Here is a 17,440-nt window from a genome sequence, read left to right as displayed (position 1 = left end):
CCTTCCTATCGTACCGCCGCCGGCAGCACTTCGAATTTCCAGAACTTTTCCGGGCCGAAATAGGCCGTGGAAAACGCGCGGATATCGCCGGCGGTGACCTTGTCGTAGCCGCCGAGACTATCGCGTATCCGGTCTAAACGACGCGAATCCGTCTGAGCATGGTGCAGATATGAGAGCCAATATTCATTGCTCTGCTGCTGATGCTTCAATGTCTCAATGATGGGTTCCCGGGCGCGCGCAAGCTCGTCCGGGGAGACCTCCTGCGATCTGAGATCATTGGCGATCTCGTCGACAAGGGCGTAAAAGCGCGCGACCTTTTCCGGGCCTGTCTCGACGTAGAAATAGGCGTAGCCATAGCCAGGGACTTCCCTTGACAGGTCGACGTCGCCCTGCACGGCATAGCTTGCGCCTTCTGCAATGCGAAACTGGTCGATCAGCCTGTTCTGGAAAATCTGCACGGCGACATTGGCGGTGAAGGAGCGCGGCAGATCGGAGAGCAGATCGCCGATGGGAGCTCCAACGACGGCGGCGGCATTGTCTGCCCTGCCGCTATGGGCCTGCAAAACGGGCTTTACGGTCGTCGCCGGAAAACGCACCTCGTCCCGATCGGTGCTCGACGCCGTCTCCGGGCGCGGCGGCAAAGCGCCAAACGTTTCAGCCGTCAGCCCGATTGCGTCGTCCACCGTTACGTCGCCGACGATGGTGATGTCGATCGGGCCATTGGAAACCATCGGCCGGAACAGCGCCTCGAAATCGTCCGGCTTGGCGGCGGACAATTGCGCGCGGTCGGGGAAGGTCCAGCGCGGATCGCCGGAATGCACGAGACCTGCGAAAGCGCGGCTGACAACGCCGCCGGGCGACGCGTCATACTGATCGAGGCCACTCAAATAGGCCTGCTGCACACGCTTGAACGCCTCGGGACGGTAGGCTGGATCGGAGGTGTAGGCGGTCATCAGCTGCAGCTGCGTCGCAAGATCTTCCGTCCGTGTCCGACCGTCGAACCTGAAGGAGCTGTCGCCGACCGAGAAGTCGACGCCGACGATGTTGGCGGTCAGCGCTTTCTGTATATCCTCGTAATCCATGGCCTTCACGCCGGACAGCACGACGGCCGGAGATGCCCAGGTCGCGAGGGAACGGTCGCGCGGCAAATCCAGCCGACCGCGGCCGATATCTTCGCGCACCAGCACTTCGTTGGCACGCAGCTTGGTTGGCTTGACGGTCAGCCGCACGCCATTGGAAAAGCGCACCATGGTCAAGCCAAGATCTTCGACGGCGCGGCGTTCGACCACTGCGCCCGGCTCGCCGAAATGGGTGTAGGGCCAGGCGACGTCAGCAGCACCGGATGGCGCCGAGACGTCAATGGCATTCGAAGCGTCATAGACTTGCCGAACCGTGTCGGCTCCGCCCTGCGGTGATTGGGGCGTCTGCAGCACGACCTGCGGACCGTTGCCGGAGAAAGCACGCTGAAGGGCTTGATTGACCTCGGCCATCGTGACGCCCTTCGTTATCGTCTCGAACAGCGAGAGGTCTTCGGCAGGCGAGGTGAAGACTTGATCGTCGTCGACGCTGCCAGCCAGCGCCGAGGCGATGTCGATGGTCGCGCGCGTCGCGGCTCCGTCTGCGGCAGCTTGCAGAGCCAAGCGATATTCGCGGATTTCGCGATCGATCTCCGCCTTTTCAACGCCGAATTTTTGGATACGACGCTGTTCCTGGTCGATGGCCGTGAGCGCCGCCTGCCATTTGTCCGCCTCGGAATTTGCCGAGACCAGGACGACATGCGCGGAATCGAGGAGATCCTGCGAGCCGACGCCCGCGCTGATGAAAGGGGCATCCGCCTTGCTGGCGATAGCGCTCACCCGCCGTTTGAGCACCAGCAGCCCGAGATCCTCAATAAGCTCGGCGCGGCGCCTGGCAGAGGTATCAGGCGCGGCGTCATAGGGACGCGTCCAGGCGACCTGTATGCTCGTCATGCCGCCGGGAACAGTGATCACCTCGGCACTTTCGCCTTTCGCCGCCAGTGTGCCAAGATCCGGTTTTGCCGGCGCCGGCCCCACGGCCTTCCAGTCGCCGAAGCGCTGCCGGATTTCGGTTTCCATGGCGGCCGGGTCGATATCGCCCACTACGATCAACGTTGCCCGATCGGGTCGGTAGTTGGCCCGGTAATAATCACGGACGAGGTCTACCGGCGCATTGCTGATGATGTCGGCTTTGCCGATCGGCACGCGCATGGTCGCGCGCTGGCCGGCGAGCAACGAATTCATGATTCCGAGCGCTGCGCGAGACTGCGGTGTATCGCGCAGCCGCTCTTCCGACAGGATGACGCCGCGTTCGCGATCGAAAGCTCCGGCATCGAGGGTCAGCTCGCTCGCCGTTTCCCGCATCAGCATCAGGCCCGTCGAAACTGTGTCCGCATCGACCTCGGGCAGATCGAGCGCATAGACAGTCTCGTCATAAGAGGTATGGGCGTTGGTGTCCGGTCCAAAGGCCAGGCCCTTGCGCGGCAAGATACGGATCATCTCCCCTTCGGCGACATGCGTCGAACCCTTGAAGGCCATGTGCTCGAGAAAATGCGCCAGACCCTGCTGGTTGTCGTTTTCCTCGAGCGAGCCGGCGCCGATGCGAAAGCGGATCGCGGCCTGTCCGGGCGGCGTGACGTTGCGCATGATCGCAAACCGCATGCCGTTGGCGAGCGTGCCGAAATGCACGCCAGTCTCGGCTTGCAGGTCGCTTTGCGTTTGCGGCCAAGGCTCGGATGGGGTGTCCGCATAGGCTGGCAACGCGAAGTTTGCAGCAAGGCAGACCGCCGCGAGAAACCACCGCGCCGTGGAGCATTCCATTTGTTTGTGAGACATTCTTGTCCAGGTGATGAGCAGGAAAAGCGTAGATGGCGTCGATTCGACTATTCCACAGGTTGCATTTCGCATCAACGTCCATGTGCGCGAATGGATAAGAAGGAGACAATTCCGGCCGAGCGTCAGACCAATGTCATTGAACCCACTTAAAGGATTGCGCCTTGATGAGGTTACCAGGAGGCGCTTTCATGGCGACGTTGGAGCAGGTCGCATTCCGGGCAGGCTGCTCGCTGGCGACCGCAAGCCGTGTTCTCAACCGCAACGGACCGGCGAGCGACCTGATGGTGCGCAAAGTGCGCCGTGCGGCCGCCGAACTCGGTTATCACTCCGCCGGCAGGCTTGGCCGCAGGCCCGTGGTCGGCGTGCTGATCCCGAGCATCACCAATCCGGTCTTTGCCTCGTCGTTGTCGAGCATCCAGAACCGCATGCTGGTGGCCGGCCACGGCGTCTTGATCGCCCAGTCGAATTACGATCCGGCGCGCGAGGCCGATGCCGTGGCAGCCCTCCTGAACGACCGGCCGACCGGGCTGATCCTCACCGTCTGCGATCCCTCGACCAGCCAGGCGCTGCTTGCCAGGCTGCCGCCGACCGTGCTGCTCAACAACCTGCCGACGGCGCAATTTCCGGCGGCTGTCACCGCCGACAATCGCGGCGCCGGCCGCGAGATCACGGCGTTCCTGATCGGCATGGGTCATCGCCGCATTCTGTTTCTTTCCGGCAATTTCGCTGCCTCCGACCGCGCACATCTTCGCTACCGGGGTTATCTCGACGCCATGGCCGAGAGCGGGCTGACAGCGCTCGATGTGATGCAGATCCCCTTCGTCAACGGTTTTGACCAGCTCGATCTCGGCATGTCGATGAACTCGCTTGCGCCGACGGCGATCATCGCCTCGAACGATCTTCTGGCGCTCGGCGTCATCGGCGCGCTGAAGCGCGAAGGGCTCTCGGTGCCGGGCGATGTTTCGGTCGCCGGCTTCGACGGCATCGCCATCGGCCGGCTGATCGATCCGCCGCTGACGACGATCGAAATGCCGGATGCCAGCATGGGGGCGACGGCCGCCTCGCTGCTCCTCGACATGGCGGAGAATGCCGCCCCTGCCCGTCATCTCGACGTCGCCTATACGCTACGCCGCGGCGGCACGGTGCGCGCCATCTGAGAAGCTAGGGAAAAGAAGAGGCCGCCACGCGCTCGGCATGGCGACCCCTGCCCTATGCCTGGTGAGATAGGAGATCAGCTGCGCGGCAGCATGTCCTCGACGTCAGCGGCCGCGTCGTCGAGCGCTTCCTTCGGCTCGGCCGACTGGTCGACGATGCGCGACAGGTTGTCGACGATCGTCTGCGTGACCTTGACGCCGTTCGAGCCGGGGAAGGCATACCAGGGGATCATCACCGGCATCTGGCTGAGGCCGGCCTGGAACAGCGGGTTCTGCTTGTAGAAATCGCCGAGATATTCGGGTGACTTCGCGGCAAGCTCATTGTTCGGAACATAACCGGTGCCAGGCACGACGACGGAAGCACCGTAGGGGCCGGCGGCGAATTTAGCGAACTTCCAGGCAGCATCCTGCTTGGCGGCGTCATGCGTCAGGATGACGACGGCGTTGCCGCCCGTCGGCAGGCGGCCGTTCACCGAATCGATCAGCGGGATCCTGGCAGTGCGCAGATCGAACTTGTTGCCGACATTCTTGATCGTGTTGCGCAGCGCGCCCGTCGTCTGGAATTCGAAACCGACCTTGCCGGCTGCGAAAGCCTGTTCGCCTGCGGGCTTGGTGAAGACAGGCATGCCGCCCTCGGTGACCAAGCGATGCAGGACTTCGACGGCCTTCTGACCTTCCGGACCGTTGAAGGCAACCTTGCTTTCGTCATCGCTCAGCATCTTGCCGCCGGCGCCGAAGAGGAGAGCCGAAAACATCCAGTCGTCGCCCTGCCAGCGGAAATCGATGCCGTCGACACCGTTGCCGAGCGCCTTGATCTTGCCGCCGAGCGCGATGACCTCATCCCAGGTCTTCGGCGGATTGTCGGGGTTACCGCCAGCCGCCTTCACGAGATCGGCGTTGTAATACATGATCGGGTTGGAGGTCGCGAAAGCCAGCCCCACCTGCTTGCCCTTGACTTGGGCGAGCTTGAGGATCGTGTCGGAGAAGCCTTGCTCGGCCATGTTGCCGTCCTTCTTGACGAGCGGACCGAGGTCGACGGCGACGTCGCGTTCGTCAAGCATGCGCAGGCGGTTGAGGCCGATGAAGGTGATATCGGGCATTTCGCTGGTGCCGACCTGACGAAGGATCGTCTGGATGCCTTCTTCATAGGTGGCCGAGGGGCTGGCGAACTGGATCTTGATATCGGGGTTTTCTACCATGAATTTCTTCGAGATCGTGTCCATCACGTCCTTGAAGAAGCCCGGCATCGGGTAGTGAACCGTCAGCGTCGTCTCGGCATGCGCGGGAAGCGCGATTGCCAAGGATACGGCCGCTGCGGCGAGAATCTGGGTGATATGTTTCATCGCTCGTTCTCCTGGGTTGAAACCGGTCAGCCTTTGAGTCCGGTCATGGTGATGCCCTCGACGAAACGCTTCTGCGCAAGCAGGAAGGCGGCGACGAGGGGAAGGGTAATCATGAGGGTCGCCGCCATCAGTGCGCCGTAGTCGTCGCCGGCCTCTGCGGCGCGGAAATACATCAGGCCCAGCGGCGGCGTGGCGTAGTCCTGCTTGCTGATGACGATCAGCGGCCAGTAGAGATCGTTCCAATGGGCAACGACCGAGAAGATGGCAAAGGCGGTGACCGCCGGCCAGGCATTCGGCACGATGACGCGGGCAACGATCCCGATTTCCGACATGCCGTCGAGACGGGCGGCATGGATGAGATCATCCGGCATGGCGCGGAAGAACTGCAGGAACATGAAGATCGCGAAGACCGAAATGGTGAAGGGCGCGACCAGGGCGGCATAGCTGTTGAGCAGCGAAGCGCGGTCGAAGGCGACATAGAGCGGCAGCGCGGTCGCATGGATCGGCACCAGCAGGCCGAGCATGACCAGCACCATCATGGCGCGGGCGGCACCAAAGCGCAGCTTCGCCATGGCGTAGGCGCAGGGGATCGCCACCAGCACCTGGAAGAAGAAGATCAGCCCGCAGACGACGACGCCGTTCCACAAGAGCCGCGCCATCGGCACCCGGCTCAAAGCCTTGGCAAAATTCTCGACATAGGTGAGATGCGCCGGGATGAGCGATAGCGACGAGGTGAAGATATCGCTCTGTGCCTTGCCAGCCGTCGAGATCATGAAGGCGTAGGGCGACAGAAAGACGATCGCGCCCAGTGAGAGCAGGGTCAGGCGGATGATCCTGCCGAGGGAAAAAGCGCTGGTCATCATGTGTAATGCACCCGGCGATCGAGGACGCGATACTGCAGGAACATCAGCACCACCAGGATCAGCAGGAAGACCACCGTCATCGCCGAGGCATACCCAACGCGCAGATAGACGAAGCCTTCCTGGTAGATGGTAAAGAGCAGCACTTCCGACGCCTTATTGGGGCCGCCGTCGGTCAGGGTCTTGACCGTCTCAAAGACCTTGACCGCATTGGTGATGCTGATGGTGATGACGAAGAGCGTCGTCGGCCCGAGCATCGGCCAGGTCACCAGCAGGAAGCGGTCGAAGGAGGATCTGGCGCCATCCACTTCGGCGGCGGCGTAAAGCTCACGCGGGATCGCCGTCAGTCCGGCCAGGAACAGCACCATGTTGAAGCCGGCCGATTGCCAGACGCCGATGATCGAGAGGCTGTAAAGCACGGTGCCGGAGCTGCCCAACCAGTTCGGACCGGGAAGCCCGACAAGGGCCAGCAGCGCATTGATCGGGCCGATTGTGGGGTGGAACATATATTGCCAGACGGTCGCCATGGCGACGATCAGCGAGGCGACCGGCAGGAAATAGGCGGTGCGGAAGAAGCTGCGCGCCGCGGTTTCGCTCTCGATCAGCATGGCAATGCCGAGGCCGAGAAGGATCGAGACGGGGGCGACGATCGCCGTATAGACCGTCGTATTCCACAGCGACTTGCGAAAGGTGCGGTCGGTGATCAGGTGCGCATAATTCTCGAAGCCGACGAAACGGAACTTGCCGAAGCCGAGTTCGAAATCGGTGAAGCCGAGCACGATCACAGATGCAACCGGCAAGAGCACGAAGAGGAACAGCAGGATCATCGCCGGCAGCACCAGCATCCAGGCGATCTGGGCCTCGCTGCGCCGATGCGCAGCGGCGGAATCATGCGGCGCAGCCATCGAGACGACGCTAGCCATGCGCCCTCTCCCATTGAGAGTGGCCCGCCATCAGCCCGGCATCGGCGGAGCCGAGCCCGGCATCGGCAGAGCCGAGCCCGGCATCACCTGCGGTGAGCCCGGCATCACCCGTGGCAACGCTGCCGGCCAGCCGGCTGCCATCCTCGGCAAAGATCAGCGTCCGGCCGGGCGAGAGCCGCAGCCCGACGGCATCACCGGCGGCAAGGCCTGCGGCTTCGGACGGTTGAACCTTGGCGATGATGGTCTCGCTGATCGCTTCGAGCCGGCAATGGAGGATGACTTCGGAGCCCAGGAATTCGACGCGTTCGATCCGGGCGGCAAGTCCATCATGCCGGCTCCTGGACAGAAAGACGAATTCGGGGCGAATGGCGATCGTGACCGGCATCTTCCTGTCCGGCGCATTGTCGAGCATAAGCCGCAGGCCGCCGCAGAGAATGACGCCGCCTTCGGCAAAGGCCGGCAGCAGATTGATGCGCGGCTGGCCGATGAAGCGGGCGACTTCGATATGGGCGGGATCGTCGTAGATGACTTCGGGGCTTGCTATCTGCAGCAATTTTCCGCCCATCATCACAGCGACACGGTCGGCCATCGACAGCGCTTCCGCCTGATCGTGGGTGACATAGAGCGTCGGCACGCCGGCTCGGCGATGCAGGTCGACGATCTCGCCGCGGGCGTGGACGCGCAGATTGGCGTCGAGGTTGGACAGCGGCTCGTCCATCAGGAAGATGTTCGGCTGGCGCACCATGGCGCGGGCAAGCGCCACGCGCTGACGCTGGCCGCCGGACATCTGGCCGGGCTTGCGGTCGAGAAGGTGGTCGATCTTCAGCGACGTCGCCATCTCCCTGACGTCGCGGGCGATCTTCACGCGGGTGGCGCGCTGGCCGGGCATCAGCGAGCCGATGAAGGGCAGCCGCTGCATCCTCGACAGCCGGCGCATCGCCAGAGGCACGGCGATATTCTCAGACGCCGTCAGATGTGGATAGAGCGCGTAGGACTGAAAGACCATGGCGATGTTGCGGTCGGCGGCTGCGACGCCGGACATGTCGCGCCCGCCGATCAGGATCTCGCCGCGGTCGGCATGGTCGAGGCCGGCCAGAACGCGCAGCAGCGTGCTCTTGCCGCAGCCGGAGGGGCCGACTAGCGCGATGAATTCGCCGGCCGCAATATCCAGGCTGACGCCATCGAGGATCTGGTTGCCGGCGAAAGCCTTGGTGATGCCGCGAAGCGAGAGCGCGCTCATTCGACCGGTTCCCGCTGCTTGACCGCCTGGGGATACACCTCATGCACGACGTCGTCGAGCACATGGGCGGTCATGCCGGGAACGGCGACAATCGTGCTTTCGACTGAAGTATCGAACTCATGGATGACGGCGCCGATCAGACGTTCACCCGGCATCTCCCGCTCCATCTTGTCGATGATGAAGGCGGCCGACGGACCCCATGTCAGCTGGGTGTTGTTAAAGCGCCCCTGCCAAGCCCAGTGGAGATGGCCGCTCGCAAACAGTGCCACGTCATGGGAAGCGATGAGATCATAGAGCCGCCGACGCTGGACCGGGCGAACGCTCCAATAGCCGGTATCGCCCTCGTCGGGCGCATCGACGAACAGCGGCTTGTGCGCAAACAGCGCCACGCGCCGCCCTGCCCTGTCGGAAAGCGCCTGATCGAGCCATTCGAACTGGGCCTCCTCCTCGTCATCCTCATGGCCGAGAAGCAGCGCGTTCAAGCCGATGAAACGCCAGCCGGCCGCATCCTCCAGCCAGCGGTCGGGGCCAGCAAGGCTGCGCCAGCGGGCGAGCCGCTCGGCATTGACCGGCTGGTCCGATCCTTGGAGATGGCCGACATCGTGATTACCGGGGACGATCAGCATCGGGATCGACACCTGGCGCATCAGGTCCATCGAGAAGGTGATGTCGGCGTCCTTGTCGGCGCCGTCGACGGTGAGATCGCCGGTATGGACGATCAGGTCGGCGCCGGTCTCTTCGATCCAGCTCAGAAGCGGCGCCCAGTTGCCGTTGAAATGCGGCTTGTCGGGACTGAAATGGGTGTCGGTGATCTGAATGATTTTCATGTCTGAATCATCTTCATGGGCGCATCTCCGAGACGTCGGAAGCGCGTCACCCGCGCTTCCTTCTCGGGCCCTCTCTAGAAGGCTCCCATGTCAATCAGACATCTGCTGTTTTCAGCTGTTTTTCAGTTTTGACATCAATTTGTCATGCAAGAAAAAGCTGCCCGCAGGAACCGGGGCAGCCTTGGCCAGCATTTGGGATTGAGATTGCGGTGAAATCAATGCCGTGGTGCGTTGGCTGGGATGGACGATACCGTTGCCGAGACAGGGTCGCTTGCAGGGAAGCTGTCTTCAAGGCCCTCGTTCAACTCCTCCTCCAGCGTCTCGCTGTCCCCAGCCGAACGCGCGCTCGGCTGGCCGATCAGACCCTTGCTGCCTTCGTCAAAATTGCCGTTGCTCAAGGCATCGTAACGGTTGATGCTGCCGTCCGGCTCGCTGCCGGCAAAGCTGGTCAGCTGAACCATCATGACCTTGGCGTGGTCGACCGCCGTCGCATCATCAAGCTCGCCATGGGAGTTGTCGATTTTGACGGAAATCGATTCTCCGCCTTCGCCCAAGAATTCGACGGTGAAGATGTCGCCGGCCTGTGTCACTCGCGTATCGATCAACTGCATCGGAACCTCCTGTGTTCATTGACATCAACGGCGATCAACATCCGGAGTTCCATGGGCCAATCATTTCAACGTCAGGTCAACGTCAGGCGATGACTGGTTCTCGCCTGGCGATTATGGTTAATTTATTAATAATTCGGGTTTTATAAATGGAACGAAGCGGCCTTTCCGAGTGTTGATGCCGCGCCGTGGAGGAACCCCAATGATCCTGAAAATCCTTGCCCCCAAAATCGACGCCGATTGCCATGACACCGGCACCTGGCCCGATGGGATCTTCGCCGAAAACCGGATCGATCTTTCCGTTCGCCGCGACGGCCGTCGTCGCTCGCCGCATGAGCGCGACTACGGCAATGACAGGAAACTGGAAAATCTGCCGCTCGGCTTTGCTTGACCGTTGCCGGCGTGCACTTGTCACAGCCTGCGAAAGACCAGAACGCCTGACGCCGGCAGCACGGGATCGAGCACTCCCGCCGTGGCTCGGAGCCTTCCGCCGCCGTTGCCGACGTTCCAGCCGCCATATCTGCGAGAATCGCTGTTGAAGACCTCCTCCCAGAGGTCATCTCCCAAGCGGTCGCTGTGCAACCGGTAGCCGTGTTCGAAGGGAGCATCGTTCAGCGAGCCCACGACGAGGAAATCCTCGCCGTCGTTCCAGCGATGAAAGGCGATCACCCGATTTTCGTCGTGAACCAGGGGAATGGCGATGTTGCGCGAGCGAATGGCTGCCTCTCCGACACTGAGCGCTATCAGATCGCGATAGCAGCTGATCATCCCTGCCCCGTGGCCATCGGCTGCGCCGAGAATATTCTCCCGGTTGGCGAGGAAATCATTGTAGCGATAGGGCTTCAGGGCACCGATTTCCTCGCCCATGAAAAACATCGGCGTCCCCGGCGATAGCAGCGTCATCGCCGCCGCGAACCTCGATCTCGCCTCCGCCCACGTCCTGGTCTCACCGACAACAGGCGCGAAATTGACCGCGATCACAGCGGTTCGCGCCGATCCTTCACGATTGCCGCAATCGTCGTGCGACTGGTTATAGACTACCTTGGAGTGCGCGCTTGTCTGCAAAGCGCCGGCAAGAGACGACATGGTCAGCGCCCGCTGGTCCCCGAAGCCGGCATTCTTCAACAGCTGCGCCTGCGCACCGCCGTGATATTCGACGAGATTGTGATGAAAGTCACCATACCAGGTCGCATCGAAGCCGAGCCCGTCGCCGGTCAGGCTTGGCTCGGTCATCGCCGACCAGTCCGAATAATCCTCGGCCGTCAGGAAAAGCTGCGGCTTGATGAGCCGCATCGTGCGGGTCCATTGCTTCAGGAATTTGGCGCCGAAGGCGGCGGCCCGATCGGCGCGCCGGCCATCGGCATGCAGAACCGGATATTGATGGATCGAACTCGTCTGATCGAGCCGGAAACCATCGATATGGCAGACGGAGACGAAAAAGGCGGCGCTGGAGATGAAAAGCTGGCGCACGGCTTCCTCATGGAAGCGCGGCGCCCATCCCGTCGAGATGTTGTCGATGTAGCCGCCCGTGGGATCGGCGTAATCGCCGGGCCGTCCCTCGTACCAATAGTAGATATTGCGGGTGTGATCGTTGGAATCATAGGCCCATTGCGCCCGCTCGCCATCCGGATCGAAGTGGTTGTAACAGACATCGAGGATGACGGCGATGCCGCGCTGGTGGCAGGTCTTGATGAACATCTTCAGCCGGTCGGTGCCGCCGGCCCCTTGATCGGCGGCAAAGAAATGCGAGGTGCCGTAGCCCCAGTTGGCCCGGGTCTCGAATTCCGCAATCGGCAGCAGTTCCACCGCGTTGACGCCGAGCGCTGCGAGATGTTCGACGAAGGCGACGGCATCATCGAGCGTACCGGGCGCGGGCTTGCCGAAACCGAGGGCGCCGACATGCAGTTCATAGATCACCAGATCCTCGAGCCGATCGGGAATCTTTTGGCCGCCGGCGAATTCGTCGGCCCAGAAGGCCTCGGCGGTAAGCTCCTCTCCCGATGGCAGTACCACCCGCTTCGGGTCGCAGACGACCGAACAGCTCTGCGGTCCGTCCAATGACGCCGGCGATCCGTGATAGACCGCCCCATCCGGATCGAAGTCCCCCGCGCCGATCTGCATGAGCGACCAGATATCCGTGCGGTAGACGAGCGATCCGTCATCCTTCGTGATGCGGTACATATAGGGGGTGGCGACCATGCCGTCGAAATCGGCAAGGCCGTCATCATCGCCGGTTTCGACGGTCCAGAAGCCGTCGACGGTCTTGCGCATCGCGATGGTTGCGACTGCACCGGTGCCGTCGTCGGCGATGTAGCCGATGGCCGGATCGGCCAGGACAAGCGAAACCGCCCTGGCGTTCGGCGCCCAGACCGCGAAGCGAATGCCGTCGGCACTGTTGCGCCGCTCAGTTCGATTCGCCCCCAGACGGCCGATCCACGTCAGATAATAGGTCTGCGGCGCCAGGTCCGGGTGGAGGTCGAAGGAGCGTTCGCGACGCGTCGAGACCTCGTCGTCCAATTCGGCGGCGATCGCCCATAGGCCGGAAGCATCAGGCCGATCCAGCTCGACCCCCCAGCGGAAATGCGTGCCGATCCCGGCGTCGGGAAACGATACATCGGCGACGAAGACATCATAACCATCCTCATCACGGGAAGGCCGCATCGAAACAGATGTCCACTCATGCGAGACGCGGCCTTGCTCGTCCCAACTGCCGCAGAGACGGACATCGCCGAACGCCATCGATGGCAAGCCGCTGCGAAACCGGAATTGAACATCGACGGTCATCGGATCCTCCAAAACCATGTCGGATTTCACCGGACTCTGCCTATGGGCCGTCCCACTCGGGCATGATCAACCGGCCGGACGAAAAAATGCAAGCGCAGATTTCATAATAAATACAATCCGAAGCGAGCCACATTCGGGACAATATATCATGGATAACGAGTCATCGCCGCACGACCCTCCTCGTGTATTAAATCGAATTGGTTTCAACAAATGGGGATTCATTCCCATCGCCAATTCCCTCGTAAACCGGGAGAATAACTTATGGCTCAAGCCGTTAGAATAAACGATATTATTCGCTCCTTTGGAATTGATACGCATATCGACTACACCGACGGAAAATATTCCAATGTCGGAGAAGTTGTTAAAGCACTCGACTATCTTGGCCTTGATACAGTCCGCGATCACGCCCCCAACTCCGCTTCCGATCCCAACGGCCAAACGCATCTCGGCGACGCGGCCAAGGCCGGCGTGCAATTCGTCTTCAGCGCGCAGCGGGAAGTCGACCCCGCCACCGTGGTCCAGCGGCTGCATGATTTCGTGCAGGCCCATCCCGGATCGGTCGTCGGCATCGAAGGCCCGAACGAAGTCAATAACTGGCCGGTCAGCTATCACGGCCTGAGCGGCCAGGCCGCAGCGGTCGCCTATCAGAGGGACCTGTCTGCCGCCGTCAACGCCGATCCGTTGCTGAAGGACATCCCGGTCCTCAGCTTTACCGGATATACGGTCGCTTCCGCGTCCGACTACACGACGATCCACACCTATGCGAAGGATGGCGACCAGCCATATTCATGGCTTTCCCGAGAATCCGGCGTTCAGCGCGCTGCCGATCCGGGCAAGCCGCTTGCGATCACCGAGACCGGTTACCATACGTCGCTGACCGCCGACACCAATGGCGGCTGGGAAGGCGTCAACGAAGCGACGCAGGCAAAGCTCCTGCTCAATACGCTGATGGACGGCGCGGCACTCGGATCGAAAAACACGTTCATCTACGAATTGCTGGACGCCTATACCGATCCGCAGGGCACCAATCAGGAAAAGCATTTCGGCCTCTTTCATCTCGACTATTCGGCCAAGCCGGCTGCGACGGCGATCCACAATCTGACCGAAATCCTTGCGGATGACGGCGCTCAGAAGGCGAGCTTCAGCGCCGGAGCGCTCAACTATTCGATCGACGGCCTGCCGTCCTCGGCCCGCAGCCTGCTCACGGAAAAATCGGACGGAAGCTATCAGATCATCCTCTGGAACGAGCCCGATATCTGGAACCAGTCCACCGATACGGCCATTCAGGCTGCAAATACAGCCGTCAAAGTCAATCTCGGCGCCGCCTTCGGCTCCGTGAAGGTCTTCGACCCGCTGACCGGGACGACGGCGATCAAAAGCCTCAGCAACGTCTCGTCCCTGACGGTTAATGTCGTCGATCATCCCGTAATCATCGACATCGAAGGCGGCACCACCAGCACGCCGCCGGCACCCAACCATATCTATGGCGGCACCGGCAACGACATATTCACCGTCAGCAACTCTGCTCAAATCGTCGACGAAAGCCGGGGCGGCGGGACGGATACCGTCATGTCGTCGATCAGCTTCAGCCTCAAGGATACGGCGCATACGATCGGAAACATCGAGAATCTGACACTGACCGGCACCGCCAATCTGAACGGCACCGGGAATGGCCTGGCGAATGTTCTCACCGGCAATTCCGGCAACAATATTCTTGACGGAAGCACTGGTGCCGACCGCATGTCGGGGCACGGCGGCAACGACACCTATGTGATCGACAATAAAGGCGACTTTGCCGATGAAGCCAGTGGATCCGGCAAGGACAGCGTCCGGTCGGCAATCTCCTTCAGCCTGGTCGATCAGGCGCATACATCGGGAACGATCGAAAACCTTGCCTTGACCGGAACGGCCAATCTCAGCGCGACGGGCAACAACACGTCCAACGTGCTGACCGGCAACGACGGCAGCAACAGTCTCAACGGCGGCAAGGGGGCCGACCAGATGAGCGGCGGACTCGGCAACGACAAGCTGATCGGCAAAGCCGGCGCAGACATTCTGACCGGCGGCGGAGGGGCCGATTCCTTCGTTTTCGACGTTAAGCCCGACAATGTGAGCATCGACAAGATCCGGGATTTCTCCTCGGCGGCCGGCGACAAGCTGCTACTCGACCATTCGATTTTCGCCGCACTCAGCCTATCGAGATTTTCGGATGAGAATTTCGTCGTCGGCACCAAAGCACTCGAAGCTGACGATAGACTGATCTACGACCAGACCAGCGGCATTCTATCCTTTGATGCGGATGGAAGTGCCGCGGGTGCGGCAATCCATGTGGCCGATCTCGACAATTCCCCGGCGCTTCAATTCAAGGATTTCATGCTGATCTGACCCGGCCAGGTCCGTCGCTATTCGGCGGCGGGCTGCGGCACCACTTATGTTTCTAAAGCGCGTCGCGATCTTTCAACGTCGCGCCTCGCGCTTTAGCTCTTGGTTTTTACGCATGTCGTTGCCGCAAAAACCGCTGCACGCTTTTGTGCGACATGCTTAGCCTCCTCTTGCCGGCATAACATTCCCGGCCACATTCCTCCGTCAATGCCACTCGCAGCACCGGAGAAGCCTTTGCCCTGGATCGCCTATATCGCCCATTTCATCGCCGCGGCCTTTCTGACCAATGGCATCCCGCATTTCGTCAACGGCGTCAGCGGCCGGCCCTTCCGCACTCCATTCGCAAAGCTCGGTTCGCCGACAGCCAATGTCGTCTGGGGCTGGGTCAATTTCCTCATCGCCTTCCTGCTCTTTGCCAATATCGGGCCGCTTTATATCGGCTCGCTAGGCGACACGATCTTCGTGGCAGTCGGCATGCTCGTCACCGGCATCGTGCTCGCCCGGATTTTCGAGCGCGAGTCCCGATAGTAACTTGCATTATGATAGTCACTAATGTAGTGACATCGCCATGCAGCGAACAAGCTTCAGCGATTTCAAATGCCCGGCGGCACGCGCGCTCGACAGCGTCGGTGACTGGTGGAGCATCTTGATCCTGCGCGACGCCTTCCAAGGACTGTCGCGCTTCGACGAATTCCAGAAGAGCCTCGGCGTGGCGCCGAACATCCTGGCACGGCGGCTGAAACACCTGACGGATCAGGACCTGTTTGAACGGCGGCTCTACCAGCAGCGCCCTGCCCGCTACGAATATCGGCTGACGGAAAAGGGCCGTGATTTCTTTCCCGTCCTGATGACGCTGTTTTCCTGGGGAAGCCGGCACATTCCGGAGGAGGACCTCGCCTTTCTCTTGGGCGATGCCGCTTCCGGCAAAGAGCGCGAGACCGTGCTGGTCGATGCGCGCACCGGCGAACAGGTGACACCCGAAAATACCAGCCTGCTTGCAGGCCCCGCCGCCGATGACGAGGTGCACGCGCGGATCGCCCGCATGCGCGCCTGGTATCTCGGCATCGACGCATAGAAGGAGAACAGAATGGACCGCATCGTTGTCACCGGCATGGGGCTTGTCTCGCCACTCGGCACCGGCGTCGAGCCCGCCTGGAAACGCCTTCTCGACGGCAGTTCGGGGCTGCGGGTATTGGCGGAAGACATCGTCGGCGAGCTCGCGGCCAAGGTCGGCGGTATCGTTCCCGGCATAACCGAGGATGCGCAAGCCGGCTTCGATCCCGACCGATACATCCCGCCCAAGGACCAGAAGAAGATGGACCGCTTCATCCATTTCGCCATGGCGGCGACGGAGGAAGCGGTCAAGCAGGCCGGCTGGATGCCGACCGACGAAGGCGAGCGTGAACGCACCGCGACCATCATCGCGTCGGGCGTCGGCGGCTTTCCGGCGATCGCCGAAGCAGTACGGATCGGCGAGACGCGCGGCGTCCGACGCCTGTCGCCCTTCACCGTGCCCTCCTTCCTCGTCAACCTCGCCGCCGGCCAGGTCAGCATCCGCTACGGCTTCAAGGGGCCGCTCGGCGCTCCGGTGACGGCGTGCGCCGCCAGCGTCCAGGCAATCGGCGATGCGGCGCGGCTGATCCGCTCCGGCGAGGCGGATGTGGCGATTTGCGGTGGCGCCGAGGCCTGTATCGACAAGGTGAGCCTCGGCGGCTTTGCCGCCGCACGCGCCCTTTCCACCGGCTTCAACGAAACGCCGGAGCTGGCGTCGCGGCCCTTCGACACGGCGCGCGACGGTTTCATCATGGGCGAAGGCGCCGGCATTCTGGTCATCGAAACGTTGGAGCACGCACTTGCCCGCGGCGCCACACCGCTCGCCGAACTCGTCGGCTACGGCACGGCGGCGGACGCCTACCATATGACCTCAGGCCCTGAAGACGGCGACGGTGCGCGGCGGGCGATGGAGGCGGCGCTCTGCCAAGCGAAGATTTCCGCTTCCGACGTCAAACACCTGAACGCGCATGCGACCTCGACACCCGTCGGTGACAGGGGCGAGATCGCCGCGATCGGCACGGTCTTCGGCCGCAATGGCGGCATTGCCGTCAGCGCGACGAAATCGGCGACCGGCCACCTGCTCGGGGCTGCCGGCGGGCTGGAGGCGATCTTCACCATCCTGGCGCTGCGCGACCAGATCGCGCCGCCGACCCGCAACCTGGATGAGGCTGATCCGGCCGCCGACGGCATCGATATCGTCGGCAAGACGGCGCGGCCGCTCACCATGGACTATGCGATCACCAATGGTTTCGGCTTCGGTGGAGTGAACGCCAGCGCCCTCTTCCGGCGCTGGTCGTAAAGTCTGTTTTGCTTGCGGTAGGCCGGTTCAGTTTTCATGGAAGCACAGAACCGCTCTCATTTTTTGTTTTACGCAATTCCGGACGCAAACCGCTGCGCACTTTTGCTGGCATTG

General features: G+C 61.9%; 14 protein-coding genes. 6 read left to right on the top strand and 8 right to left on the bottom strand.

Annotated features, from left to right (window positions below; translation table 11 throughout):
• Positions 1-5 precede the first annotated feature (5 nt).
• On the bottom strand, positions 6-2,924 hold the full coding sequence (locus tag NE851_RS21010) for a M16 family metallopeptidase (protein ID WP_254957352.1): 2,919 nt from the start codon (positions 2,922-2,924) through the stop codon (positions 6-8).
• 116 nt (positions 2,925-3,040) lie between these two features.
• On the opposite strand from NE851_RS21010, the gene NE851_RS21005 reads away from it, so the two are divergent.
• Positions 3,041-4,009: a substrate-binding domain-containing protein gene (locus NE851_RS21005; RefSeq protein WP_127431589.1), complete on the top strand. Its 969-nt coding sequence runs from the start codon at positions 3,041-3,043 to the stop codon at positions 4,007-4,009.
• A gap of 74 nt (positions 4,010-4,083) precedes the next feature.
• Here NE851_RS21005 and NE851_RS21000 read toward each other — a convergent pair whose 3' ends face one another.
• The 6 genes from NE851_RS21000 to NE851_RS20975 form a co-directional block, all read right to left on the bottom strand.
• Positions 4,084-5,349 (bottom strand): ABC transporter substrate-binding protein, encoded by a 1,266-nt coding sequence (locus tag NE851_RS21000; protein WP_063475587.1) that lies wholly within the window; start codon positions 5,347-5,349, stop codon positions 4,084-4,086.
• Between the two features lie 26 nt (positions 5,350-5,375).
• Positions 5,376-6,212, bottom strand: a complete 837-nt coding sequence (locus NE851_RS20995; RefSeq protein WP_063475586.1) for a carbohydrate ABC transporter permease — start codon at positions 6,210-6,212, stop codon at positions 5,376-5,378.
• Positions 6,209-7,114: a carbohydrate ABC transporter permease gene (locus tag NE851_RS20990; RefSeq protein WP_373289175.1), complete on the bottom strand. Its 906-nt coding sequence runs from the start codon at positions 7,112-7,114 to the stop codon at positions 6,209-6,211. The genes NE851_RS20995 and NE851_RS20990 overlap by 4 nt, the downstream gene beginning before the upstream one ends.
• Before the next feature lie 10 nt (positions 7,115-7,124).
• Entirely contained in the window at positions 7,125-8,372 is a 1,248-nt protein-coding gene (locus NE851_RS20985; protein ID WP_097544263.1) for an ABC transporter ATP-binding protein, read from the bottom strand.
• Complete coding sequence (locus NE851_RS20980) at positions 8,369-9,199, bottom strand: metallophosphoesterase family protein (RefSeq protein ID WP_097544262.1); 831 nt, start codon at positions 9,197-9,199, stop codon at positions 8,369-8,371. The genes NE851_RS20985 and NE851_RS20980 overlap by 4 nt, the downstream gene beginning before the upstream one ends.
• A gap of 215 nt (positions 9,200-9,414) precedes the next feature.
• Positions 9,415-9,810, bottom strand: a complete 396-nt coding sequence (locus NE851_RS20975) for a hypothetical protein (RefSeq protein ID WP_097544261.1) — start codon at positions 9,808-9,810, stop codon at positions 9,415-9,417.
• Positions 9,811-10,009: 199 nt separating this feature from the next.
• Between NE851_RS20975 and NE851_RS20970 the strand changes: the two genes are divergently transcribed.
• Complete coding sequence (locus tag NE851_RS20970) at positions 10,010-10,198, top strand: hypothetical protein (RefSeq protein ID WP_047615152.1); 189 nt, start codon at positions 10,010-10,012, stop codon at positions 10,196-10,198.
• 20 nt (positions 10,199-10,218) lie between these two features.
• On the opposite strand, the gene NE851_RS20965 is transcribed toward NE851_RS20970, so the two are convergent.
• Complete coding sequence (locus NE851_RS20965; protein WP_097544318.1) at positions 10,219-12,591, bottom strand: alpha-amylase family glycosyl hydrolase; 2,373 nt, start codon at positions 12,589-12,591, stop codon at positions 10,219-10,221.
• Between the two features lie 261 nt (positions 12,592-12,852).
• Between NE851_RS20965 and NE851_RS20960 the strand changes: the two genes are divergently transcribed.
• From NE851_RS20960 to fabF, 4 genes are all read left to right on the top strand, one after another.
• Complete coding sequence (locus NE851_RS20960) at positions 12,853-14,976, top strand: calcium-binding protein (RefSeq protein WP_047615148.1); 2,124 nt, start codon at positions 12,853-12,855, stop codon at positions 14,974-14,976.
• 231 nt (positions 14,977-15,207) lie between these two features.
• Complete coding sequence (locus NE851_RS20955; protein WP_097544259.1) at positions 15,208-15,501, top strand: hypothetical protein; 294 nt, start codon at positions 15,208-15,210, stop codon at positions 15,499-15,501.
• 40 nt (positions 15,502-15,541) lie between these two features.
• Positions 15,542-16,048: a winged helix-turn-helix transcriptional regulator gene (locus tag NE851_RS20950; protein ID WP_047615147.1), complete on the top strand. Its 507-nt coding sequence runs from the start codon at positions 15,542-15,544 to the stop codon at positions 16,046-16,048.
• A 12-nt stretch (positions 16,049-16,060) separates the two neighbouring features.
• Positions 16,061-17,326: a beta-ketoacyl-ACP synthase II gene (gene fabF / locus NE851_RS20945; RefSeq protein ID WP_047615144.1), complete on the top strand. Its 1,266-nt coding sequence runs from the start codon at positions 16,061-16,063 to the stop codon at positions 17,324-17,326.
• Positions 17,327-17,440: the final 114 nt, after the last annotated feature.

Source organism: Rhizobium anhuiense bv. trifolii (assembly GCF_024346605.1).
Taxonomy (GTDB): Bacteria; Pseudomonadota; Alphaproteobacteria; order Rhizobiales; family Rhizobiaceae; genus Rhizobium; species Rhizobium anhuiense.
The sequence above is the reverse complement of the archived record's forward strand: the minus strand, read 5'-3'. Positions and strand labels throughout refer to the sequence as shown.

Bases quoted from the DNA above. Each gene is read 5' to 3' on its own strand.
- NE851_RS21010 (WP_254957352.1), bottom strand. From the start codon at position 2,924: ATGCGAAATGCAACCTGTGGAATAGTCGAATCGACGCCATCTACGCTT.
- NE851_RS21005 (WP_127431589.1), top strand. From the start codon at position 3,041: ATGGCGACGTTGGAGCAGGTCGCATTCCGGGCAGGCTGCTCGCTGGCG.
- NE851_RS21000 (WP_063475587.1), bottom strand. From the start codon at position 5,349: ATGAAACATATCACCCAGATTCTCGCCGCAGCGGCCGTATCCTTGGCA.
- NE851_RS20995 (WP_063475586.1), bottom strand. From the start codon at position 6,212: ATGATGACCAGCGCTTTTTCCCTCGGCAGGATCATCCGCCTGACCCTG.
- NE851_RS20990 (WP_373289175.1), bottom strand. From the start codon at position 7,114: ATGGCTGCGCCGCATGATTCCGCCGCTGCGCATCGGCGCAGCGAGGCC.
- NE851_RS20985 (WP_097544263.1), bottom strand. From the start codon at position 8,372: ATGAGCGCGCTCTCGCTTCGCGGCATCACCAAGGCTTTCGCCGGCAAC.
- NE851_RS20980 (WP_097544262.1), bottom strand. From the start codon at position 9,199: ATGAAAATCATTCAGATCACCGACACCCATTTCAGTCCCGACAAGCCG.
- NE851_RS20975 (WP_097544261.1), bottom strand. From the start codon at position 9,810: ATGCAGTTGATCGATACGCGAGTGACACAGGCCGGCGACATCTTCACC.
- NE851_RS20970 (WP_047615152.1), top strand. From the start codon at position 10,010: ATGATCCTGAAAATCCTTGCCCCCAAAATCGACGCCGATTGCCATGAC.
- NE851_RS20965 (WP_097544318.1), bottom strand. From the start codon at position 12,591: ATGACCGTCGATGTTCAATTCCGGTTTCGCAGCGGCTTGCCATCGATG.
- NE851_RS20960 (WP_047615148.1), top strand. From the start codon at position 12,853: ATGGCTCAAGCCGTTAGAATAAACGATATTATTCGCTCCTTTGGAATT.
- NE851_RS20950 (WP_047615147.1), top strand. From the start codon at position 15,542: ATGCAGCGAACAAGCTTCAGCGATTTCAAATGCCCGGCGGCACGCGCG.
- fabF (WP_047615144.1), top strand. From the start codon at position 16,061: ATGGACCGCATCGTTGTCACCGGCATGGGGCTTGTCTCGCCACTCGGC.